Source organism: Bacillus sp. MYb56 (genome assembly GCF_002976445.1).
In the GTDB taxonomy this organism is placed as follows: Bacteria; Bacillota; Bacilli; order Bacillales; family Bacillaceae_G; genus Bacillus_A; species Bacillus_A mycoides.
On record NZ_PCOH01000032.1, the window covers coordinates 17,803 to 42,011 of the forward strand.

At 32.9% G+C, this 24,209-nt stretch carries 23 protein-coding genes and 3 pseudogenes; 6 read left to right on the forward strand and 20 right to left on the reverse strand.

The genetic code is table 11. The annotated features are described in order from the left end of the window. From CQ058_RS32105 to CQ058_RS25995, 6 genes and pseudogenes are all read right to left on the reverse strand, one after another. A pseudogene (locus CQ058_RS32105) lies at positions 1 to 229 on the reverse strand (collagen-like protein); the annotation flags it as partial. 502 nt (positions 230 to 731) lie between these two features. Then, positions 732 to 1,256: a DUF2812 domain-containing protein gene (locus tag CQ058_RS25975; RefSeq protein WP_002191480.1), complete on the reverse strand. Its 525-nt coding sequence runs from the start codon at positions 1,254 to 1,256 to the stop codon at positions 732 to 734. A gap of 1 nt (position 1,257) precedes the next feature. Beyond that, positions 1,258 to 1,572, reverse strand: coding sequence for a PadR family transcriptional regulator (locus CQ058_RS25980; RefSeq protein WP_033713531.1), 315 nt, complete (start codon positions 1,570 to 1,572; stop codon positions 1,258 to 1,260). Positions 1,573 to 1,845: 273 nt separating this feature from the next. Then, positions 1,846 to 2,073 (reverse strand): hypothetical protein, encoded by a 228-nt coding sequence (locus CQ058_RS25985; protein ID WP_002191478.1) that lies wholly within the window; start codon positions 2,071 to 2,073, stop codon positions 1,846 to 1,848. Between the two features lie 161 nt (positions 2,074 to 2,234). Continuing rightward, the gene (locus CQ058_RS25990) at positions 2,235 to 2,834 is read right to left on the reverse strand and encodes a hypothetical protein (protein ID WP_002191477.1); all 600 of its coding nucleotides are present in this window, start codon (positions 2,832 to 2,834) and stop codon (positions 2,235 to 2,237) included. 414 nt (positions 2,835 to 3,248) lie between these two features. Beyond that, positions 3,249 to 3,467: a hypothetical protein gene (locus CQ058_RS25995; RefSeq protein ID WP_002191476.1), complete on the reverse strand. Its 219-nt coding sequence runs from the start codon at positions 3,465 to 3,467 to the stop codon at positions 3,249 to 3,251. Between the two features lie 364 nt (positions 3,468 to 3,831). Between CQ058_RS25995 and CQ058_RS26000 the strand changes: the two genes are divergently transcribed. Together CQ058_RS26000 and CQ058_RS26005 are read left to right on the forward strand one after the other, a co-directional pair. Beyond that, on the forward strand, positions 3,832 to 4,932 hold the full coding sequence (locus CQ058_RS26000) for a response regulator aspartate phosphatase (protein ID WP_002191475.1): 1,101 nt from the start codon (positions 3,832 to 3,834) through the stop codon (positions 4,930 to 4,932). Then, a complete protein-coding gene (locus CQ058_RS26005) occupies positions 4,932 to 5,090 on the forward strand; it encodes a Phr family secreted Rap phosphatase inhibitor (RefSeq protein ID WP_000721406.1) in 159 nt (52 codons plus the stop codon). The genes CQ058_RS26000 and CQ058_RS26005 overlap by 1 nt, the downstream gene beginning before the upstream one ends. Positions 5,091 to 5,847: 757 nt before the next feature. On the opposite strand, the pseudogene CQ058_RS32780 reads toward CQ058_RS26005, so the two are convergent. Further along, positions 5,848 to 6,000 (reverse strand): annotated as a pseudogene (locus tag CQ058_RS32780) (ABC transporter permease); the annotation flags it as partial. 162 nt (positions 6,001 to 6,162) lie between these two features. Between CQ058_RS32780 and CQ058_RS26015 the strand changes: the two are divergent. From CQ058_RS26015 to CQ058_RS26025, 3 genes are all read left to right on the forward strand, one after another. After that, positions 6,163 to 6,396, forward strand: coding sequence for a hypothetical protein (locus CQ058_RS26015; RefSeq protein WP_002191474.1), 234 nt, complete (start codon positions 6,163 to 6,165; stop codon positions 6,394 to 6,396). Between the two features lie 224 nt (positions 6,397 to 6,620). Further along, a complete protein-coding gene (locus CQ058_RS26020) occupies positions 6,621 to 6,866 on the forward strand; it encodes a hypothetical protein (RefSeq protein WP_002169373.1) in 246 nt (81 codons plus the stop codon). Positions 6,867 to 6,897: 31 nt separating this feature from the next. Continuing rightward, positions 6,898 to 7,875, forward strand: a complete 978-nt coding sequence (locus tag CQ058_RS26025) for a CgeB family protein (protein WP_002191473.1) — start codon at positions 6,898 to 6,900, stop codon at positions 7,873 to 7,875. A gap of 125 nt (positions 7,876 to 8,000) precedes the next feature. Here the strand turns inward: CQ058_RS26025 and pseI are convergent, their stop codons facing one another. The 9 genes from pseI to CQ058_RS26070 are packed head-to-tail and all read right to left on the reverse strand — an operon-like array spanning position 8,001 to position 17,139. Next, positions 8,001 to 9,050, reverse strand: a complete 1,050-nt coding sequence (gene pseI, locus CQ058_RS26030) for a pseudaminic acid synthase (RefSeq protein WP_002169371.1) — start codon at positions 9,048 to 9,050, stop codon at positions 8,001 to 8,003. Continuing rightward, on the reverse strand, positions 9,043 to 9,603 hold the full coding sequence (pseH, locus tag CQ058_RS26035) for a UDP-4-amino-4,6-dideoxy-N-acetyl-beta-L-altrosamine N-acetyltransferase (RefSeq protein ID WP_002016604.1): 561 nt from the start codon (positions 9,601 to 9,603) through the stop codon (positions 9,043 to 9,045). The genes pseI and pseH overlap by 8 nt, the downstream gene beginning before the upstream one ends. A 1-nt stretch (position 9,604) precedes the next feature. Then, a complete protein-coding gene (gene pseG / locus CQ058_RS26040) occupies positions 9,605 to 10,705 on the reverse strand; it encodes a UDP-2,4-diacetamido-2,4,6-trideoxy-beta-L-altropyranose hydrolase (RefSeq protein ID WP_002169370.1) in 1,101 nt (366 codons plus the stop codon). Positions 10,706 to 10,744: 39 nt separating this feature from the next. Continuing rightward, positions 10,745 to 11,740: a cytidylyltransferase domain-containing protein gene (locus tag CQ058_RS26045; protein ID WP_002016607.1), complete on the reverse strand. Its 996-nt coding sequence runs from the start codon at positions 11,738 to 11,740 to the stop codon at positions 10,745 to 10,747. Further along, on the reverse strand, positions 11,741 to 12,946 hold the full coding sequence (pseC, locus tag CQ058_RS26050) for a UDP-4-amino-4,6-dideoxy-N-acetyl-beta-L-altrosamine transaminase (protein ID WP_002016608.1): 1,206 nt from the start codon (positions 12,944 to 12,946) through the stop codon (positions 11,741 to 11,743). After that, entirely contained in the window at positions 12,946 to 13,908 is a 963-nt protein-coding gene (locus CQ058_RS26055) for a dTDP-glucose 4,6-dehydratase (protein ID WP_002193460.1), read from the reverse strand. Before CQ058_RS26055 ends, pseC begins: the two co-directional genes overlap by 1 nt. Beyond that, positions 13,905 to 14,930 (reverse strand): SDR family NAD(P)-dependent oxidoreductase, encoded by a 1,026-nt coding sequence (locus tag CQ058_RS26060; RefSeq protein WP_002193459.1) that lies wholly within the window; start codon positions 14,928 to 14,930, stop codon positions 13,905 to 13,907. The genes CQ058_RS26055 and CQ058_RS26060 overlap by 4 nt, the downstream gene beginning before the upstream one ends. Before the next feature lie 33 nt (positions 14,931 to 14,963). Then, entirely contained in the window at positions 14,964 to 16,367 is a 1,404-nt protein-coding gene (locus CQ058_RS26065) for a CDP-glycerol glycerophosphotransferase family protein (protein WP_181150780.1), read from the reverse strand. Between the two features lie 4 nt (positions 16,368 to 16,371). Then, positions 16,372 to 17,139: a glycosyltransferase family 2 protein gene (locus CQ058_RS26070; protein ID WP_002193457.1), complete on the reverse strand. Its 768-nt coding sequence runs from the start codon at positions 17,137 to 17,139 to the stop codon at positions 16,372 to 16,374. 307 nt (positions 17,140 to 17,446) lie between these two features. Between CQ058_RS26070 and CQ058_RS26075 the strand changes: the two genes are divergently transcribed. Next, positions 17,447 to 18,736, forward strand: a complete 1,290-nt coding sequence (locus CQ058_RS26075; protein ID WP_002193456.1) for a glycosyltransferase family 2 protein — start codon at positions 17,447 to 17,449, stop codon at positions 18,734 to 18,736. Between the two features lie 71 nt (positions 18,737 to 18,807). Here CQ058_RS26075 and CQ058_RS31575 read toward each other — a convergent pair. From CQ058_RS31575 to CQ058_RS26100, 4 genes and pseudogenes are all read right to left on the reverse strand, one after another. Then, a pseudogene (locus tag CQ058_RS31575) lies at positions 18,808 to 20,003 on the reverse strand (IS3 family transposase). A 193-nt stretch (positions 20,004 to 20,196) separates the two neighbouring features. After that, a complete protein-coding gene (locus CQ058_RS26090) occupies positions 20,197 to 22,686 on the reverse strand; it encodes an RICIN domain-containing protein (RefSeq protein WP_002191436.1) in 2,490 nt (829 codons plus the stop codon). A gap of 36 nt (positions 22,687 to 22,722) precedes the next feature. After that, entirely contained in the window at positions 22,723 to 23,376 is a 654-nt protein-coding gene (locus CQ058_RS26095; protein ID WP_002193454.1) for a DUF11 domain-containing protein, read from the reverse strand. A gap of 103 nt (positions 23,377 to 23,479) precedes the next feature. After that, the gene (locus tag CQ058_RS26100) at positions 23,480 to 24,205 is read right to left on the reverse strand and encodes a DUF11 domain-containing protein (protein ID WP_002169677.1); all 726 of its coding nucleotides are present in this window, start codon (positions 24,203 to 24,205) and stop codon (positions 23,480 to 23,482) included. Positions 24,206 to 24,209 lie beyond the last annotated feature (4 nt).

Genomic DNA, 24,209 nt, shown 5'->3' on the forward strand with positions numbered 1-24,209 from the left:
CTCCTGTCGAACCTGTTGCTCCCGTTGGACCTATTTCTCCTGATGGTCCTGTTGCTCCTGTCGAACCTGTTTCCCCCGTCGGACCTGGTGGTCCACCTGATGGTCCCGTCTCTCCTGGTACCCCCGTCCCTGGTGGTCCTGTTGGTCCTGTTATTCCTGTTGGACCAATTTCAGGTAAAGGGAAACAACATTGAAACGGTATACATCTATTCTTTTTAAATTTGCTCATAGTTCTCACCTACCTTATAGAAAAAACAACTTTTCTAAATACCTACACCACAACATATGAACCTTCCAAATATAAGTATAAGGAAAACGCCTATGAAAACCACAATGGAATCATACAATTAAGCCCAATTTCACATTTTCAAATATAAACGGTACTGTTAAAAAAATATATTCACTCCAAAACATTTTTCACATATATACTGTATAAATGTATGGTTAACATAACCCATGGTTCTGGTGCAAAAATAAAATACAGGAGAATAAAGCACATATATTCCTATTGGAATCAGTATTTTTTACAAAATTTTCAACAATTAAAATAAATTCAGATAAAAAGATACTGAGAAGATTCATCTCATTATAAAAAGAATCCCTTACATTTGAGCAGAGATTGTTCAAATGTAAGGGATTTATAACTTATCTCTAAAAAATCGGATCATTTTGGTAGGCGAATAACTTATAACACCCACCTTTTTTATAAACTTAAAAATTTACTTTCTATATTATCTTGTTCGCAACGAATGGTAGTAAGTCGCTATTAATGTCATTAACATTGGAATAGTAATGACAATCGAAAACATGAAAACTATTTCAAATATTGTACTTAATAATCCCGAACTCATCGAAGAAACTATATAACTTACAATCAGTAAGGCCGTACTGATTGCAACTGTTGATATAACTGGTTTTCTAACATTTTTAATCTTTTCCCTTTTTGTTTCTGCATCTGTATAAATCGGCTTTGTACCTGGTTTCGCTTTAAATAGGTGCATATTATAGCTTGAACAAACATACTCCCAACCTGCCAATTCAAACATTTCGACATACTCTTCTAAATCATTCTCACCTAATTCTCTAATATCAAGACTAAAAATAACATCTTCAGCATTTCCTTTTTCTAATTCATATCCCATTCTTTTAAAGCGCTTCACAATCCATCCTTTTGCAGCATACTTTCTTAACTTTTTAAAATCCTTATTTTCAGAAAAAGCAATTCCAAATGATGTTATATATTTTGTTTCTCCCATTTTAGTTCTCCCCTTTTAATCCATTTTCAGCAAATTCAAGCATCGTTTTACGTCTCAAGATATCTTGCTCTAACACTTCTCTTCCTTTATCCGTCAAAACATATACCTTTCTACGTGAATCTGAGTCATCAAATAATTCAATGTATGATTGGGTTATTAACTTTTTAATGATTGTATATAGTGATGCAGGCCCAATTACTACTTTTCCATTCGTTAATTCTTCAATCAAACTCATCACCGCATAGCCATGTCTAGGCTTTGTAAACCCTGCCATAATATAAAATACTGAATCGGTTAATTGTTCTAGTGACTTCATTTTATCCCTACTCTCTATATCACTTAATGATATATCTATAAATAATATATCATTAAGTGATATATTAAACAATAAAAAAGATGGAATGAATATATACATCCATTCCATCTTGAAATAAGATCCTTATTAAACTTTAATTCAAATCCACAATTAATATGGGTTTGAATTTTGGATTGCTTAAGTTTTTATACATAAAGATTAATCATTTTTTGTGATCTTTCCTCCATTACAGCGCCGTATCTTCATTTCTAGCTGACAGTTACTATTGAGGAGTTATCTATCACTCTTTATTTTATATATACTTTTCTTTAATTTAGGCTTCTTGTGTAACCTTACATTGGTTCCATTAATATCTAAATCAATCTTTTCTTCCTCTAAAATCTCCATTTTCTCCTTATGTTCTTTTTCTATTCTATCTCTTTCTTCTTTTCTCTTAGTCGCTTTGGGACCAATTACGAACAGAATTAAGAATATACTCACCATTACAACAAAAGTGGTCACTAGTACCTCTCCTCCTTTGCCAAAACTTCGTACAACAAAATCCTTTTTAATGTTTAAGACTTAAATCAGCAACCTAGAGGAGAACAAGTACTAGCATAATTACACAGAAACATTATAGATACTACCTGCACTATTCCTCCTTCTCCTTATATAAACCAAGATTATAAATGACGCAGTAAGGCCGGTACTAGCAATGTCATTACAAATATAAAAATTGAACTATATCTCAAACTTGAACTGCATTTTCCATATTTGGGATGTTCAAATTTCTTATAAAGCATACCTAATGCTAAAGATATTAAAAACATCAATACAGCTGTCCCTAAAATTATAGAAGTGATTAAACCCACCATATTACTCATAAAGGTTTGAAAATCAAAAGAACGTGTTGTCAACATTAACACTGGTAGAATCCTTATTAATAGAATGAGAATAAACGAACCTACTCCAAAATAGATAGATCTTTTTTTCCACTTTATATGTTTAAACCATAAAGAAGCTCCAAAAACTAATAATGAAATTAAAATTACTACAGAAAGAATAAGGAAAATAACATCAAAAAATGCAGGCACACTCACATGGACTGCACCATCTACTTTATTTCCCCCATCTTTTATTACATCACTGCCGCCATTAAACAAAGAACCAAACCAGTCTACAATCCAATCGGTCATCCAGGAAATATCAAATGGTAAATCTTCATTTTTTATTTGTGTAGGAGCAACTGAGTTGAAAATTTTCAAATTCTCCTCCCCCTTCATTAAAAATTCTCCCCTTTACTTTAAGTATATAAATTTCCTTAACCAAAACTAAGAAAGTATTAAATCATACTTGATTAAATAGAAGAACCACACTTATGAATAGAAATTTCATTTGTTACATTTGTACACTCGCGTTTTGATGACTATCCATTGCATTTAGCTTTTTCCCTATTTGGGAATAAGTAAAAAAGTACCCATCCAATTGTGATACACATAATAATTGGATGGGTACTTTTTACACATGCTTTATTCTGTTCTTACTTACACACACGAGGTTTATACATTTCATAGCGAGACATACTGTAGTATATAATTAAATCTAGGAAAACGAAATTTCACAAACCTACGATTATAGCCTCTTGGTTTATCGGATAGAACATATGTATGAATAAACACGGCATAATATCGTTTTTTCTATCCTTGTAAATGACTTAATATATATCTTTGCGTATTTATGTCTTGGCGTTTTAATGCCGTTACCAGTTCTCGATTAACATCTGATACAGGTAATGGTTCTCCATATATATCAAATAATCTTATACCCAACTTACTTAAAATACGTATATTATTAAGATTCCTACTCTCTTGTGTATAACTAATAATATTGCGTAAATTAATCCCAAAACTTATCATAAACTAACGCTCCCTCTTCAATGTAAATAGATATGGATATACTTCTATTTATTTTCGAGGAATCCCTTGAAGCTTAATAAGCCCTATATATTTCTCAATACCATAACAGTATAATCTCTCTCTTTTTCTACTATAGTGCTACGCCACCGCTTATAAGAAGTATTAAATAGACAACAGTTAAAAAATCAAAAAATCCATTAACGAAACTTTCATTTCCTTAATTTTACTATTTGAAATTTAAAAGCATGGACAATCAAATAATTCAGAATATTCTGTATATTAATGAAAAAAATCGTAGTTAAATTTAATGTATCTATTTCCTGTTATTATCAGAATAAGCCTTTACAGAGAAATGGGGGATATTATGACTGTTCAAGAAAAAAGTAATAAGCAATTGATGGAATTATTACATGAATGGTATGAAGAAATTCGTTTATATCATGTAAAAGAAGCAAAACAGACATATCTACAAGTAAAAGAACGTTTAAAGGAAATAGAAATAGACCAATATGTATCATTCTATTATTCCCTACTGAATTTTAGATATAAAGTCTTGGTAGATGGAATGAGTATTACAAAAGATTCTTTTAATCAAATAGAAAAACTCCCTAATATCAAAGAGGAATTTTCATTTTTAGCTTACTATTATTATTTCTTTAAGGCAATCCACTCTACAATTTTAGCAAATTATACTGAAGCGAAAACACACTATGAAAAGGCAGAAGAACTTTTAATTGATATACCTGATGAAGTAGAAAAAGCCGAGTTTGAGTATAGATTTTCAACTTACTGTTATCAATCTTATCAACCATTTAAAGCGATTCAACATGTAGTAAAAGCCAAAGAAATATACCGGAATCATGTAGGCTATGAAATTAATATTGCTTTATGCGACAATGTATATGGACTGGCTTGTATAGACCTAAGAGAATTTGAAAGAGCGGAAGAATGTCTCAATACGGTTATTGATGTTTTTAAGAAGTATGATGAAGAACAATTATTATTACGAGTACGATCCAATTTAGGCTGGTTATATAATATTCAAGACTTATATCCATTGGCGATTAGACAGAGTTCTGAAATTATAAATACCATACCGAACCATTTTAAAGCATTATTTGTCTTAGCAAGAGCATATTATAAATTAGAAGGCGTTGAAACAGCAAAAGCATATATCGAGCAAGGAATAAAGTATACAAATGAATCAGGGAATGAGGAATATAAGCATCGTTTCGCAGTTTTAAATGAACTAATCACAGAACTACCTAGAATTAAATTAGAAAAAGTAGTTACTGATGCAATTTCTTATTTTGAAAAAGAGGACATGTGGGATTGTGTAAAAGAATATGCAGAGATTTTAGCACTCCAATTTTACGAGGCAAATAATCATGTTAAAGCGAGCAAATATTTCTATATTAGCAATAATGCTGATAAGAAACATTTGAGAAAAGGAGCGTTAAAGTAATGAAAAAAATAAAAAAAGTGTTATTAAGTATGGTAGTAGTAAGTGCGTTAGCATGTAGCATGATTAGTTTAAATGTATCACAACACTCTTCGTTTAATGGTGGAGATACGCCAGCACCAACAAAACCGATTGTCTCTAGTGGGGTATCTATTGATTAACGTAATACATTTTTCTCGCTTTATGAATCAGAAAATTCAGCCTTTTAATTCTTAAAAAATGTTGAATAAAATGGATAAAATATCGAATCCCTAGTCCGAAACACATTTGTTTGGGACTATTCACGTTCTTCTTTCAACTTTTCTATATAATTGTGAGCAGAATGAAAAATATCAAAAAGTTGATTTAGAAAAAGCACTGCCAAAATCTTCAGCAATGCTTTTCGATTAGACGTACTACGATAATGAGCGTCTACTTTCTTCTATATGTTTGCTCATGAATAGAATACAAATTTGTATTTAACATAAGTTCTGTATGTTTAAATATATTTACTTTAATTTCAAAATACGTTCTATTATCCTTATTGTACATAAAGAAAGGTAGAGCATGCAAACAGGCTCTTATGCTATCTCACATAAGAATCTGCCCAAATCCTTGAACTACTCACCACTTAACGTCCTAACGGACTATTTGAAGTGGTGAGTAGTTCAAATATGTGCTCTTTTTATTTAATTTTGTTTACACACTTAAACGAAATTAGCATATATTATTATATACTAATCCAAGACTCATATAGTCTACTTTACTAAGAGCGCTCATCTATGCGCTCTTTTTTTGTTTTCAGATAACACTTCTGTTTAGTTTTCTTTTTGCTGTAAATGAGTTGCATCCCAAACTTCTCTTCCTAGCCTATATATTTCTCGCATATCAGTTGGCCCTGTCCAGTTCCCTGTTTTATCCCATTTCTTTAAGAAGGAACTCATTTTGGAATAAGACTTTAACAAAAGTATTTGCTGGTACATTTTGATTAACTTTACTCACAGCTCTAAAAGCAGATGCTCTTACAAGCTTATTTTTTTTATCATCACAATAATCCACTTTTAGATTAACACAAGGTTCTTCCTCATGTTTTTTTATTACATTTTTCATATTAGTGATACCACTTACTGTTTTTACGTTTTTATATAATTCTAGTTTTTTATTAGTCCAAACAGTTCATATTGCTACCACATACAATATAAAATGTTTGGACTGTATTATATCAATCAAAACTTAAAGTTAGGAGGGTTTAATATGGCAGCATGTACAGGTTTAGCTTGTGTTATATTCTCTTCATGGCCAAAGGGAACAGTTGTTACAATTACCACTAGATCAGGTCAAATTATTGGTCCTGCTACTTTTTCACAGTTCATTGCGAATACTTGTGCGGTTGTATTAGTTGAAGAAGATGTGATAACCCCCTCTTCTACCAATACTATATTCATAAGTTGTGAAGATATTGAAAGTGTTACTTTAACCACCCCTTAAGATGCTTCAGGTGGTTAAAGTTCAATCCATAGTTAAGACATTCTAATGAATGTCTTAACTATGGATAATCTAATCAAAATGCTCCAAAATGTATTATTCCATTGTATCTATCATTTCAATAAGTTGCTTTAAACTGAATTTTTTCCCTTCTAAAGGTTACTTGTCTACACATCCCTCTACATACTTTCATATGATATAGTATATTGTTTAAAGGAGGGATAAATTTGTTCTTATGTAATTTATTTCGTTGTTCAGGTGGAGTATGTAGTATTTTTAAAAATTTACAACCAGGCGAAGTCGTTACTGTGACTGGTAAATCTGGAAATATTATTGGACCTGCTATTTTTACAAATTTTAACCCTAATACTTGTATCGTCACATTAGAAGAGGAAAATTCAGTTACTCCTCCTACTACAAGTATTACTAAGATCAGTTGTAAAGAAATAGAAAGTGTTACATTTATCTCATAATATATTTTAAACCTAAAGCAGGGATTGAAATATGAAACTCTTATACATTACTTCTGGTTACTCAAAAATCTATCAATATCTAGATCAAAGCATACAGAGAACACTTATCGATCAAAATTTCGAATTATTAGCAGTACAGCCGAGTGAATTAATAGAGCAATTGGATTTCATTACGGCAACGTTTCATCCTGATATTGTTTTCACCTTATTAGGTAATCATCTACCACAAAAAGCAATTCAATATTTTAAAAAAAGGAACATTAAATTAGCTGTCTGGTTAACAGAGGACCCATTTTATATAGATACCTCTCTTCTTCTATTAAATAACTTTGATTTTATATTTACTATTGATAGTGAAGCACTTAAATATTATTCAGGTTTAGGATATACCAATGTATACCACTTACCATTAGCAACTAATATAGATGTATTTAAGCCTGGTCTAAGAAATTCGAAATATAAAAGTGAAATATTGTTCATTGGATATCCTTATCCAACCCGAGTAAAATTGATGCAGTTTCTTTTGGAAAAAACCCCTTATCACTATACTGTTATTGGTCAACACTGGAGAAATAAGTTAATTAAAAAATGGCGGAATCACCGAAGAATTAAAATTATAGAAGAATGGATTCCACCTCAAGAAGTTGCACTCTATTATAATAACGCTAGTCTTATATTAAACCCTCATCGTAGTCATCTATTTTCACAGAATAAAAATAAAAATAAAGTGAAAAATAATACCATTAATAATCGTACGTTTGATATTGCAGCTTGCCAAGGCTTTCAAATTATAGAAGAAAAATCTGACCTTTCATCTTTCTTCAATAAAGATGAAATTATATCCTATAATAGCTTTGAGGACTGTTTAAATAAAGTATCTTTTCATTTGAATGATACGATTTCGAAAAGATTAATGGTCGAAAAAATTCATACAAAAGTTATTACACAGCATACTTTTCATGAGAGAATCCATTTTATTACGACTATTTTACAATCACAACTTCATTAGGTTATTAAATTAAAAATATCTTTTCTTCTATAATCATTCTGAATAAATTAAAATGCCTTTTCATTAAATTGAAAAGGCATTTTAATTTATTCAACGAATTCCTAGTAGTATCTAATTGTACCCTATCAAATAAGATCCCACGAAACAGGCGTTCCTTTTTCAATGTCCTTATTCGCTTTCTTTCCGATAATTTTGGATAGGTGTTTTGGTAATAAGCCATTACCTGGTCTAATAGCTTTAATATTTTCTATCGTGAAAGCCTCTCCCGCTTTTATGTTTTCTACAACATATAATGACCTTCTAAATTTTAAAGAATCTTTTTCTAAATCAGTAGGGCCATAATATACTTTCCCCAAAGATTCCCATGCTTTTTCAGTTTCGCTTACTAATAATTTAAATTCAGCAGGTTCCATTGAAAAATCAGCGTCAACTCCTCCATCCGATCTCGAAAGCGTTAAATGTTTCTCAATTACTGTGGCTCCCAAGGCGACACTCGCTACAGATACTCCTACCCCAAGTGTATGATCAGACAAACCTACTTCACATTTAAATAACTCCTTCATATGAGGTATCGTAGCTATATTTGTAGATTTCGGAGATGCAGGATACGTACTTGTACATTTTAATAGAATTAATTCTTTACATCCCTCTTCTCTCGCAGCTCTTACTGTTTCATCTAATTCAGCAATAGAAGCCATACCTGTCGAAATGATTATTGGTTTTCCTGTCGTTGCTACTTTACGTATGAGGGGAATATCAGTATTTTCAAAAGATGCGATTTTATAACAAGAAACATTCAATGATTCTAGAAAATCTACAGCAGTTTCATCAAATGGAGTACTAAATGGTATCATTCCTAATTCTATACAGCGATCAAAAATGGGTTTATGCCACTCCCATGGTGTATATGCTTCTTTATATAAATGATAAAGTGTTTTACCTTTCCATAAGCTTTTCGTATCCTGAATTAAAAAATCACCATTTTCTATATTTAAAGTCATTGTATCTGGTGTATATGTTTGAATTTTAAATCCTTGTGCTCCAGCCTCTGCTGCTGCCTCTACAATTTGCAAGGCTCTATCTAATGATTGATTATGATTCCCTGACATTTCTGCAATAATAAATGGTGGCGAGCTATTGCCAATCTCTCTACCCCCGATATATAAATTACTCATATTTTTCACCTTCAATTTCTTTTTTTATAGCTTCTTTCCTTTCCATCCATTGTTCATAAAAAAGGGTCATTGTAATAACGTCGATAAATTCATTATCCCTGAAAATATGGTTCACATATCTTCCATCTTCCTGGAAGCCGAGTTTCTGATGAAAGTTTAAACTAATACGATTTGATTCTAATATTTCTGCACATACTTTTTGTATGCCATTTGTTTCAAAAATATAGTCTAATGCTACTATACCTAATACAGTTCCAGCACGCCTTACACTCTGTTTGTCTCCTATATAAAATCCCCAATTACAAGTTCGATCTATTTTATTTATTTTTGTAAAATTAACAAATCCAATTGGCTTTTCTTTATATATTAGTAATCTTGCAATCATTGTTTCATCATATTTTAGTTTTTCAAACCATTTATAGTGTTCGTCTATTGTTATTTTATGATCTTCGTACATAACAGAACGAATTTCTTCTGTATTCCTCCACTTTAAAATAAGATTTAAATCTTTCTTTTCTATACATTTCAAATGGAATTTTTCAATGTTTAACATACTATCCTCCTAAAATAATTTTTGTTATTTCATCCGAATTACTGGCACACTTTATGGCAAGAGCTTTATTAGACATTTCTCTCACTTTATCTGAATCTGTTAAAAGTTTGTTTAGACATTTCGTAATGGTTTCATCTGAAACACTTTCAGCTGTACCGATATTCCATGTAGCTCCGGCCTCCGCCACAGCTTTGGTTACTTCTATTTGATTTTGTGCAGTTGTAATTGTTATAGAAGGTAATCCAAGAAAACAGCGCTCCCATGTTGTTGTTCCCCCAGCTCCTATCCCTAAATCCGCTCGTATCATAAACTCTTCAATATTCTCTATTTGACAATAAAATGAAGCGTTTGAAATGCTCTTGCAATAATTTTGAATATCTTTCTTATGAGGATTTTGGCTTCCTACCACTACATCTATTTTTAAAGTATCACTATTAATATTTTGTATAGCTCTTAACGTTTTTAATGTCTCATTCGTTACATCGTGCCCACCAAAAAATATAAAAATATGTTCAACCGCACCCGTTCTTTTTCGTAAAAATTTCTTAGCAGAATGGAACTCTGGCCGTAATATGGCATATTTAGGTCCTAATTTTATTAAAGAGTGCTCTGGTATTAATTCTTTATAGCGTTCATTAAGGCTTTCGTATAGATTTTGATCTAGTAACAACTCACAATCATGTACTCGATCTGCAAGATCATCAATTACCATAATCTTTTTTACAGTTTTTCTTAAAACAGTTTCCCATTTTTTATCTAATCCATAATGATCAACTATTAACCAATCAAATCGTGGGAGTTGTGACAATATATCATTGGTTTGTTGTGCATCAACAAACCAATGACATTTTAGCCAATTTAAATAACTTCCATATACTGCATTTGAGTATTCAGTATTTTCATCATTTGTATCTAATAAAAATACGTGGAATCCCTTACTTAAAATATATTGCTGAAGATCACCTTGTAACTTACGACAAATGAAATAAATTTGCGCACCTTTATTCTGTAACTCCTGAGCCAGTGTTAAACAACGCATAATATGGCCGGTCCCTATTTCAATAGATGCATCAGCGCGAAAGACAATTTTTTTCTCATCCAAGTTACTCCCTCCTCGTTAAAAGTAATACAATTTATTGATTTATAATTTTGTTTCTCTATTTAGCTCATCTACTAATGATTGTTGATTTGCCCATTTCAATTTCACATGACTATTGATTCGAATGAGTTCAGGGGTTCGAAGGATGTAATCTTTTATTTGGTGAAAATATATAGGTTTGGTTTTTACATTAAGATTTTTATAAAGTTCATTGAACAAATCTAAATCTGGTTGTTCATCTAATGTTAACCTCCAAGAAGGATAACAAAATGAAGGAGGGAGTTTTACTATATTGACCCGGAATAAATGAGGATTATTTGTAAAATAAAATGGAAGGTATTCTGTATAGGTTAAGGTTTTCGGGGTTTGTAGCAAACGTTCAATTGCTTCTAATGTGAAAATATCGCCTGCTGTTCCGACAGGTAACGTACTTAGCTGTGCTTGTGTATAATCTGCTCCACTTTTCAAATGTTGCTCTAGTAAATAATTATTGATTTCTGGTGATACAACTGGGCAATCTCCTGTAATCCGCATAACAATGTTTGCATTTTCTTGTTTTGCAGCTTGGAGTATGCGATCTGCGGTATTTTCTGGATCACCTCTGAAAATTTTAACCTTCCCACCTAGATCAAATTTTTCTAAAGGATCATCTTGTGCTACATCTGAAGTAGCAAGTATGACTTGGTGTCCCCCAGGAATAGCTAATGCATTTATAAGACAGCGTTCAATAGAAGGGATTCCATGTATTGGCAATATTGCTTTTAAAGGCAACCTAGTAGATTTTAATCTACAAAGTACAATAATTACTACTTTAGGAGGTTCAATAACCTCTTTCGTTAATGGAGTTCCTGCTTGCAAATTATATAAAGCTACTTGAGGTAATAATTCCTCAAACTGAAGCTGGTTCAGTGCATTTTCAACGATACCTAGTTCCATATCAACTTTATTAGCTGTAATGATTTCTCCTTTTTTTATATCAACTTTTGTTACTGCTCTTAACAACTTTTTGTTTCGCAATTCTAATAACACCCCTTTCATTTAATGTTTAGCAACTCTATAAAACGAAAGAACTTTTCTTACTGCTTTTATTACATCCCCTACATCAACTTTTGTCATTTTAGGAAATAGAGGAAGTGTAATAATTTCCTCATATAAATTTTCGGCTTGTGGACAAAGGCCTTTTCTATAACCCAAATTTTGATAAAACGGTTGTAAATGTACTGGTATATAGTGCACATTCACACCAATATTTTCTTTTTGTAATGCCTCATAAATTTCTTTTCGATTACCCTTTAATAATTTAGTATTTAACCGAATGATATAAAGGTGCCAACTTGAGTGGGTTTGGGGCAATTGCTTTGGTATGATGATTTCAGGTAAACTATTAAATTCTTTATTATAAATGTCTACATATTTCTTTCTAATCTTAATAAAAGAATCTAATTTACTTAACTGTGATAAGCCAAGAGCAGCCTGTATATCAGTCATCCTGTAGTTGTAACCCAAAAATTGCATTTCATAATACCAAGGCCCATGATTATCAAGAAGTTTTTGAGGATTCCTTTCAATTCCATGTGTACGAAATTGAACAAGCTTTTCATAAAGCAAAGTATTATTTGTAGTAATTACTCCACCCTCTCCTGTTGTAATATGTTTCACAGGATGAAAGCTAAACATTGTCATATCACCAATTGAACCAATCTTTTGATTTTTATAAGTGGCTCCTAATGCATGTGCTGCATCTTCAATGATAATCAAGTTATTCTCATTTGCTATTTTCTTTATTTTATCTAATTCTACAGGCTGCCCAGTAAAGTGTACGGGAATAATAGCCTTTGTTTTGTTTGTAATCTTTTCCTCTATAGACTTAGTACTGATATTGTATGTTTCATAGTCTATATCAGCGAAAACTGGCTTTCCACCCTGGTATAAAATACAATTTGCACTTGCTACAAATGTCATTGAGGTTGTAATTACTTCGTCTCCCTCTGTGATTCCAGCTGCATAGCAGGCAGCATGCAAAGCAGCTGTACCACTTGAAAAAGAAACAGCGTAATTTGCCCCAACGTATTTTGCTATAGCCTCCTCAAACTGTTGAATCGTTGGTCCTGTCGTTAAAAAGTCTCCTTTTAATATATCTATAACTGCCTGAATATCATGGTCATCAATTTGTTGTTGACCATAAGGCAAATATGTTCCTCTAACAGGATTTCCCCCATGTATACCGAGAATTTCCCTGGCCATTATTCTTTCTCCTTAGGGTTAATTTTTAAAGATTTAATCCACTCTTCTGTTTTAATAACTCCATCTTCTAAAGAAACTTTCGGTTCCCAATTTAATATTGTTTTTGCTTTTTCATAGTTACATAATAATTTTTGAATTTCACTTTGTGGATGGATATGAGTTACATGTTGAATACTTACTTTATTTCCCGAAATCAATTCTGCTAATTTATTAATTGATATATCTTGTCCTGTTCCTGCGTTGATAATATGACCATTTGCTTTAGAAGAATAGCCTGCTTTCACAACGAAATCTGCACAATCTTCAACGTATAAAAGGTCTCTCGTTTGTTTCCCATCTCCATAAATATTTACTGGTATTTTATCTAATTTATTATTTATAAAAATGGCAACAACCCCACCTTCACCTCCAGTTTTCTGGAATGGTCCGTACGTATTAAATGGACGAATTACCACAACTGGAAGCTTATAAGCATAATAGTAAGATAGAACCATATTTTCAGCAGCTATTTTTGATCCAGCATATGGAGAAGCTGGTTTAATGGGGTCTAATTCTGATATTCCTTGTGTATTAGTAGCTTTATCATATACCATACAAGTACTCATAAAGACCATTTTGACATTATGCTTATGACATTGTTCTAACAAATTAAAAGTACCTATTGTATCATTTTCAAAAGTCGTTCTAGCATCATCTATACTATCTTGAACATTAATACTTGCTGCTAAATGATAACAAAGGTCAAATGAATGATTTTTAAATAATTGGTCAACCGATTTTTTATCTTTAATATCTCCTTGTATACATTGCTTCAAGTTTAAATCATAAACGAACTCGATAATATTTGCTGTAGTTGAATTCGCTAAATTGTCTAATATCCATACTTCATGCTTATCTTGCAATAATCGCTTTACAACCCACCTACCAATAAATCCTGCACCACCAGTTACTAATATTTTCATAATTTCTCCCCTCCTGCTAGTAGTTGCTGGTTTATAATCAAATTTCTAAGTTCTTCTTTTGAAATCGCATCTTGATGATCAGAGCGATAAAATCCTGGCTTCGCTCTATTGGCATTTTCATATTGAGCACCCTTTTTTAGTGGACTTGGTATGATAAACATATCCGGTAATTCAAAAGCCTGTAAAGATTCATCATGTGTCATAAGTTCTTCATACATTTTTTCACCAGGTTTTAATCCAATTTCTTCAATCTTAATACTATCCTTGGACAAACTATACAACTTTGTAACTTCTTCTATCATCACTTCACCTAAATCTTTTAATGAAATAACTGGCATTTTCAATATGAAGGTTTCACCGCCCTTTGCTATTTTCATTGCTTCAATGGTTAACATCGTTGCTTGTTTCAGTGTCATCATAAATCTGCTCATACTAAGATCAGTTACAGTTATTTTGTGATTTTCTTTAATTTGATTTTCAAATAAGGGAATAACAGAACCTCTCGATCCCATAACATTTCCGAAACGTACACTTGCAAATATTGTTTCACTAGATCCTTTTGAATATTCCGCTGATGTTATCAATCTTTCAGCTGTTAGTTTTGTTGCACCATAATTATTTGTTGGTGAAATTGCTTTATCAGAGCTTGTGAAAATCACCTTTTTTACTTTCTGGGCAATTGCTGCTTTTATTACATTTTGTGTTCCAAAAATGTTGGTCAATACCGCTTCAAACGGATTATATTCACAAAATGAAACATGCTTCATCGCCGCAACATGGAACACATAATCAATATTTTCCATTGCGCTATCTAGGCGATCATAATTTCGAATATCCCCAATTAAATAGCGAATATTTTGATTTTTACCCCTAAACTCTTCTTGTAATAAAAATTGATTATATTCACTTCTACTAAAAATTCTTATAACTTTTGGCTTTCCCTCTAAAACATTAGAAAGAATGCTTTTTCCAATTGTTCCTGTTCCACCAATAATTAAAACGTTTTTATTTTTAAAAAACATGGATATGAATACCTCCTCTTTTTAAAATAATGTTTATCCTTGTGCGCTTTGAATTAAGCCTTGCAACTTTTTGGTGCTTACTTCTTGTGGATAATTTTCACTAATAAATTGTTGTCTTAATTCTTTTGCTAGACTTGACTGCAAAGAATCGTTTAGGACCTTTTCAATCGTGCTCACCATATCTTCAATAGAGTGATTTACAAGCCAATCTAATTTATCATAATACTTATAATCTCTATCCTCTAATAACGATTTATAAACAACTACAGGTATATCTAATAACATTGCCTCTAACCCTACTGTTGAATTAGAAATAACCACAAGATTCGCATGTAAAATAACATCATACATGTTCACTTCATTTGTTATATATTTAACATTAGGATATACGTTACTTAACCGAACATATTCTCCCACTAGGTTACGCCCTTTTTCCCAAGGATGAGGCTTTATAATAACTGTGATATTTTTATCTTTAACTAATTCTTCTGTCAATTCGACATAAAATGAAGTTTTAAATGGCTGGGTTGCAATAAAAACCACTTTTGTAGAGGGGTCTATTTTTAATTGTTTAAAAAGATTCTTTTTATCCGTATATACCATATCGAAGATATCATCATATCTGGGATGCCCTATAATCTCAATTTGAGATTCACTGACCCCTTTTTGAAGGTACCAATCTCGTTCATATCTTCCATATACAACCTGTTTTGTAGCGAAAACTGGAAAGTATGCTTCTTCACCCATTATCGCACCATGCTGAAGACAATAACTCGGTATCCCTTCACTTTTAGATAGAAAAGTAAGAGCTCTGCTTGCTATATCCTCCGTTGTGCCAACAATCACACCAGAAATAACTTGTTCTTTAAAAATGAAATATGCCATATTAAGTTTCTCAATCATAATAGGGAGGTCGCTGAGTAATTTTTTTTGAAAAAACATGTTTGAAAATAGTGGATGTTTATTGAACTTTGAATAGATTTTTTTAGCCTTTTCGATGAAAACATGTGCAGTATTAGGGGCTTTATTTATATAATCTGGTGCACAAATTGTAGGAAGACCATAAAGTTCTGTCTTTTTTGATCTAGTTAATATCTTTGTATGATTTGGATTAAAGTGAGTAAAATTACTTACTGAAAAACGGAGATAATCTGAATTCAGGAGAATCACTCCATTTTGATTTATTCTTTTTATCTTTGATTGAAATGAAGACATTCTTTTTTCAAACTCTAACTGCAACTGTGTTTCCTCTATAGGTTCAATTGACAGTTGTTTATAAAAATCTTTTTCTTTCATTTTATTTTTTACATCTTCGTCCAAATATTGATAGAAATTACTCAGTAATGGTAAAGCAACATTATAATGCTTTAATTCTGAAAAAATATTTATATATTCTAGATTTAATAACCAATAATTTTTCAAATAGATGTCACTCAACATTTCACCCTCTTTTTTTTCTTAAGTCTTCTCTTAATTCTTTACATGTTCTTTGTGGTGGTAATAATTGTACAAATTCATTTTTTTCTTCCGCAAATAACTGCGCATGGATTGAATGTGAAGTTATATAATTGATATCTAAAACTTCATCTAAAGGATGAAAATCCCAATAATGATTTAATCTCCAAAAAAAGCGTGCATCTCCAATACGATAAAACTGAGGATCTTCATCCCAGTAAGAACTCCACCTTTTTTCAAGAATCGGCAAAACAGATGCTCTATGCATTATAGAACAATGATCAATTGCGCATGGTGCATTATTAGTAACTTTTTTTGCAGGCCTTTCAACAGTTTTGATAGGTAAATCTGACTCATCTAGATGAATCGTTTTTGATGCAGAATAAATAATTTGAACATCTTTATTCTCATCAAGATAACTAGACATCATTTTAAGTCGCTCTTTTTCGTATTGATTATCATCTGTAATATAAGTAATATACTCCCCTTTTGCATGTTTAAGTGCCTCGTTAATTAAAGCAGCATATCTGACTTTTTTTGTTCGTTCAGAAATATGGCCTACATTACTTTTATAAAAGTGTACATTTTTCTTGTTTATGAATGGTTGAATCACTTTCTGAGTCAGTTCGTTAGAATCATCATCCATAATAAAAAGTTCAAAATCTTGGAAAGTTTGGTTTAATACACTTAATATCGATTTTTCTACAAATGTGGGCTTATTATAACTCGTCATAATAACTGTAATTTTAGGCAAATATTACTCTCCTCCTTATCATTAAATAAAAAATAGTTACGTTATTATATAAAGAGAAAGGACGAACCGTTCCGATAATTTTAAAAAAGATTTATATATGTAATAAAATGATAAAGTAGCTATTTTATTTGCCCATGCATCTTTTTTATAATCCGCTATAGTCTATACCATATCTATGAACAAGTAATAAACTATTTAAGTACAAAAAAGAAAATATCAATAGTTAGAAACAACTAAATCCAAAGATTCAATTAATATCCACCTGAAAATATTAAGCTATCCAAAATTCTCACAAGAGGTGACAACTTTGAAACCCCTAATTTCAATTATCCTCACTAGCTATAATAAACCTTCTTTAATTAATCAAGTTATTGAAAGTGTTCAGATGCAAACTTTTAAAGAATGGGAACTTTTTATTATGGATGATAACTCTTATCCAGATACTATAAATATCATAAAAAAGTATTTAGATGACCCTCGAATTTATTATAAGAATAGTTTTATACAAGGTAATGAAAGATATAAAACCACAAGATATGCAACGCTCATTAATGAGGCGCTTCCATTAACATGCGGAGATTATATTTGCTATTTAACCGATGATACTATGTACGTTCCAAATAGATTAGCTGAAATGTTATCTTTCTTACAAAAAAGTCCTGAAATAGATGTGGTGTATTCTTCTCAGCATGTAAAATGTGTTGATTATAATCTGCAACCTACTCATGAATATGTAAGAAAAGCCTCGGAAATTTTATATACAGCTGCAAATGTTGTGGATCACTGTTCAGTTATGCATACAAGAAGAATTTTATTAAAGGTTTATCAAAAATACAGTAATTATTGGGAGACCAATTCTCTATATTGGTTTAACGGAGATGCAATGTTTTGGAAACGTCTAAATACATTCCAACCTTTCTATCCTATTAACAAAGTGCTCGATATTACTTTCAAAACACCTTTTTCCTTCCAAAATCTATATGCCAACCTCCCATCTAAAGATTTAAATGGTATATTGCTTAGAAATTCACAAGGTGACGTATTTTTAGTTGATAATTATAAACGTAGGTCCCTATCAAAAGAAATGCTTTCTTACTTCAAATATAATCAAAATCAAATTGTCCCAATCCCCGAACCATTTATTTACAAATATACAGAAGGACCACCTATATCTCTTACAGAACCCATTCCAAATTTACGTGTTGTAAAAAATGAAAAAGGAGAATTATTTTATATAGAAAATAATCAAAAACGTCCATTTATTAACACTACAGCATTTCGCAAGTTTAAATTTTCAGCTCAAGAAATTATTAAAGTTTCGCAACGTAGTTTAGATGAATTTTCAGATGGACCACCTATTTACCCGAATTTATCTAATTACACGATTCTACCTGAAGGGAAAGTATTTATCTATCATCACAATTATTTCATTATGACAGATCGCATGCTTCACCCAATAGATAAAGACATGTTACAAAAACTGTATCTATTAAAGAACTGTATAACGATTTCAAAAACTAGCTTATCCTACTTTAAAATTGGTCCTCCTATTTCATCATATCCATCTCACTTAGCTGAAGAGTACCAAGAAGACTGACAAACGAGATTGTGCCAAGAAGGACTATCCCTGGTCTTATCCCCGTCAAGTAGACAGCTTTAAAAAAAAGACTAAGCAGCCATTGAGATTCGATATTCAATCGGAGCTCGATGATTGAGTCGTTTTTGGAATCGTTTGTAGTTATAATGATAGATGTATGTTTCAATTGCTTGAATCAATTCTTCTTTTGTTTGATAATAATTGAGATAAAACATTTCAGATTTAAAATGAGAAAAGAATGATTTAATACAAGCATTGTCATGGCAGTTTCCTTTGCGAGAGTGGCTGCCGATGGCACCTAGCTGTTGAAGCGTACGATGATAAGCATGAGATGTGTATTGGAATCCTTGATTCGAGTGGATGATGGTTCCATACACATCTCTTTTTTTTGTTGCTAAATCAAGTGTATCGAGAACAAGTTGTAGATCATTGCGATGTGAGAGTTTCCAGGCAACAATTTCATTATTGTAAATGTCTTGGACGACCGATAAATAGAGAAAATTATCTTTGAATGGCAAGTAAGTGATGTCTGTAACAAATACCTCATTTTGTTTGCGATTTTGGAATTGGCGTTCTACTACATTTGGGAAAATCTTTGAGGATTTCCCTTTAAAAAAGCGACGCTTTTTACGGATGATCGATTGAATTTGAAGCTCTTACATAAGTCTACATACTTTTTTGTGATTCACTAAAAAGCCCTCTTCTCGTAAGGCAATTGTCATACGAGGATAGCCATATTCCTTGTGTTTTATGTGAATCGCTTGAATTTGTTCACGCAGTGTATCATCCTTTGAAAAACGTAATTTTCTTTGCGTACGTGTTGAACGCCATTTATAGTAGCTAGAACGATTTAACTGAGCAATGACGACAAGCCAGATTACATTGTATCGAGAACGTAGTTCTTCAATAATCTCGCACTTCGTCGTTTGAGCAAGGACACCTCCTACAGATTTGGATACTGCTTTTTTAAGTACGCCACCTGTGCCTTGTAGTATTCCAACTCTTCTTCCATACTATCGAATTTCGTACGAGGACGACCTTTCAAGGGATTTTTGAGGCCCTTATTACCACTACTTTTTCCCCGTGAGTCTGAAATACCGCCTGTTTCTTGATATTTCCTAACCCACTCTATTAATTGCGTTCTACTTTTAAGTCCATATTTCTTCGCTATAGCTGATTGACTACCCTCACCGTTTAAAAAACTTTCTACAGCTTGTATCTTTAATTCATTTGAATAAGTTTGAAATGTAGACCCTTTTTTAGCCATAATAAAATCCCCTCCAAGTAGAAGTGTAACATCCATGTTTGTTCATGGTCTTTTTACACTGTCTACCTTAAGGGGATAATATCAATGACTCATGTCTTTTCTTTTTAAAGTTTATTCTACCGTTTTTATTAAAAGCAAATACTTCTACTTTGTGCTACTATATCGAAACACATACTTTATTTTATAAAAAGTATTATTTTAATTTTGTCAATTCCCAACATTGAGCATCTGTACCATTGTCTGGCCATTGTTGAATATTAGCACCATTGTTTTGTATACTACTCTTCAGATCAAGTAATTGGCCGCTATGCTTAGCTATCAATTTAAGCGTTCCATCCGAATTTTTTTCGATTTTCCATTTTTGATTATCTCCACCAATGTCTTCCCATTGTTCTACATTCGCACCATCACTGTTTGAAGCTCCGGACACAGTAAGCAATTTCCCACTATGAACTGCTTTGATTTTATAATACCCATCTGCCATCTTCTCTAGTTCCCATTTTTGATGATCTCCGCCGTTATAATCCCATTGTTGGACGTTTACACCATTATCCTTTGAGGCGCTAGATATATCTAATACTTTTTGACTTCCTTTATTTTTGATGATATAGACACCACTGTAGTCAATCCCTTCAATCCCGTCAATACCATCGCAACAAAGTATTTTTGCTTTTTGCAATGTATCTTGTTGCAATTTTTCGTCTAAAATTATTTTTGTTAGTTTGTGGGTCAACTGTTCATTCTCATTGAGTAATTCTTCTGCACTCTGCTTCCCTTCGTTGAAGGCCCGAATTGCATCTTGTATTTTTAATTTTTCTGCTACGATTACTCCTGCAGCCGCTAACTCAGCTTCTCCAATACCTGTCACGATTTTCTTCTGTGCTTCTTTACAATTGCTTTCGTGAATAGCTGTCACTTCATTCGTCATTTCTACTTTTCGATAAATTTGTCCATCAGGAATAAGCTTATATTTATAATCAACTTTTGCTTTGTTTGTCACTTTCTTAGGCACTGGGTTATCAATCAACACTTGGAAGGTGACTCTTGTCGTCGTCCCGGGCTCTACCGTACCAATATTCACGCCACTTTCTATATTGCCTGAGAGAGGGCGCCCATCTATCTGTATACTGCCTGGAACCAACTTCGTTCCATTTGGAATTTGATCCTCAATTACGACATCGGTCAGTTGTGTATCACCTGTATTAGCAACTTCAATGGTATAGGTTACAATGTTACCTGCCTTGACATAAACTGACATGTCTTGCCGTTTCACTACCTCTACCTCTACTTTTCGAATGACCGTAATGGCTTCATTACTATCTGCTGTACCTGAAGAGACCGGTAAGCCTGGGGCACTTTGGAAATCATACACGACAGTAGCTTTATTCACCGCTCTATTGTCTGGTGGCACTTTTAATACTAAGGCTTGAAAGGTAACTTCCGTCGGGCCTTCGATAGATATGGAACCAATGTCTACTCCTTTTGTCGGATCTCCACCAGGTATAGGAACGCCATCGATCTGTAAGCTGCCTTCAACAAACTTTAATTCTGGTGGAAGAGTGTCTTTTAAAATAGTTTTTTGTGCTTCGGTCATTCCACTGTTTTCAATTAATAGAGTGTAAGTAAGGATTTCACCCACGATAGCTGCTTCTTTATCTACTTCTTTATTAATTTTGATTTCTGGACTATTCACATCAATTTGGACACCCAGACCTGTCACTATATAACCATCTGATTTCGAAGTCAGTTGAACTAATGCCTCCGTTTGTGAATTCTCCATAGCTGTAGAAGCGTCCACATTGGTAATATCCCAATTATAACGAACTGCTGGTCCGGCACTTCCTGGTATGACATTTACATTCCCATAGGTACCACTCGTATCCAGATTCCCTGCATCATCATTAATTTGTGAAGCAAAGAAGTTGTCAATCGGATTATTGGGACCTGAAATGGGCTTTAAAGAAGAGGCATCTTTTCCAAAAAGTAACTGATCTCCTGGAATCTTTGAATCTCCTTCCATTGCGGTTAGCAACAATCTTGCTTTGACATCACCAAGTTCAGGCGTAGAGAAGCCAGAAATTTTCTGGCTTACTGATCCCGTTTTCTCAATCGATGCAGTTCCGACATGAATGTTCATATTTCGAAGAGGCAGTGTAGGATCTTTATAAACCACAGATAAAGTCCATCCCCCCACGTTGTTCCCTTTATATCTTTGTACTGTCGCTGGTACACCACTGACAGTATAATTACCAGCCCCACCTGCATCTATAAAACTAGTAACATTGGCAGAGCGAACATAAAATATTTGGTTCGCCTGAGCTACTTGCTGACTCGTAGTCGGATCTGGCGTAATGAGGGTGCTCCCTTTTGGTGAGATTAACGTTATGGTCCGATCTATTTCACTCGTCACATCCTCGGTACTCGTTTTTGTTGATCCACCCCAAATTAGCTCTGCATATAATACTATGCTTCCCGTTGGTAAGCGAAGCTGTGCAGCAGAAGCATTTTCTTTCCAATCCAGTGTGGTACCTGCAGGATATCCTGGTACCTGCTTAGACAAATCTAATGTGATAAATGCACCAATATCTGTATAACTGATATTGGTATTACTTAGACCCAGTGTGTTGCCAGTAAAAGTAACCGCTCCGTTAGTCGTGGTTGAATATCGCTGAATAAACGCCATGATTCTCACCCTTTCTCTATTTATCTATTCCTATCCCTACTTACAACCACAACATAGGTCTTTAACTTGATCTAACTTTTTCTTCAACTCTTTTTCCAGATTAGCAATTTGCTGAACTGCTTCCTTTGCACTCTTGTTAATTGCTAGCAAATCCGTCACTTTAATCCGGCCACCTCGGAATGAATTAATTGCTGCTTGAATCTTTTCGCCTTCCATGTAAAGAATCATGGCTAGACCTTTTTCCTCTTGTGCGATGGAATGAATGATTAAGTCACGTGACCATTCACAGGTTGTTCGTCCTGCTGGCACATTGGTTTGTACTTCGTTACTGACCGCATCTACATAACCACCTGAATACTGAGAACCCATGTAAGCTTTATTCCTAATCACTCCACTAGAATGAGGTTTAATCACTTCAACTTTAAATGTAATGATGATAGGCCCTTCAATGGATAGTCTATCAAGTACAATCGTTTTCGTTGGATCTTCACCAGGTTTTGATTCACCGTCAATTTCCACACTATTCGGGACAAACTGCACCTCTTCTGATAGAAAATCCTTAAAATGACAATTAGTAACATCAATTAGACTATCATTGGAAATGGTAAACGTATATGTTAGAATATCTCCTACCACCGCATCAATTTTGTCTACTTCCTTTTCTATACTCACTTTCGGAAAATTAGACATGTGCCTCTCCCTTTCTTTTCTGTAATTCATACCTTATTAGTGATGAATCAGATTCCCTATTTTTCAAAAGCATCTGAGGGAAAGTAAGACATCCTCTTCTTCTCTACTTACAACCACTACATAAATCCTGAATCGTATTTCTCTTGTTCTGTAGTTCTTGTTTCAATGTAGATAATGTTTGAGAAACACTATTTTCACTCTGAATAATCAAATTCTGTTCATTTTTTGTAATCCTACCACTATTAAAGGCTTGATTTGCCGTCTTTATTTTTTCTGCCTCTGCATCCAGTAACTCCTGAATGGCCTTCTCTTCCTGTTTAATTGAAAATTCGATGGTACTTTGATTGTTCTCACAGTTAGTAGGAGGACGCACAATCACTTTTGTCTCTGTTATATTACTGGCTGCTTCTCCTTTTTTGATAGGCGATCCAGAAGCACTTTCAAATTCATAATTTAAGGTGGCTTTATTTTTCACTAGCTCATCTGGAGGAATATTGATTACTTTCGCTTGGAATGTCACTTCAATCAGTTCTCCTGTTCCTACCATTCCTAGCTTAATCCCATTATTTACATTCACACTAGGTTGAGGCACACCATCCACAAAGACACTACCTGGAACAAACTTCAACTCTTTTGGAAGGATATCTTTCAAGATAGTGTTTTGTGCGTCAACCGGATCCATATTTGTTACAAGAACGGTATAAGTCAAAATATCTTTTACTTTTGCCTCATTTTTGTTTACTTTTTTATTTATTTCCATCTTCAGACTATCCTCCATTAATCTATTCGCCTCAGTTTTCATATTTACATACCCCCGACTTTGAGACATATTT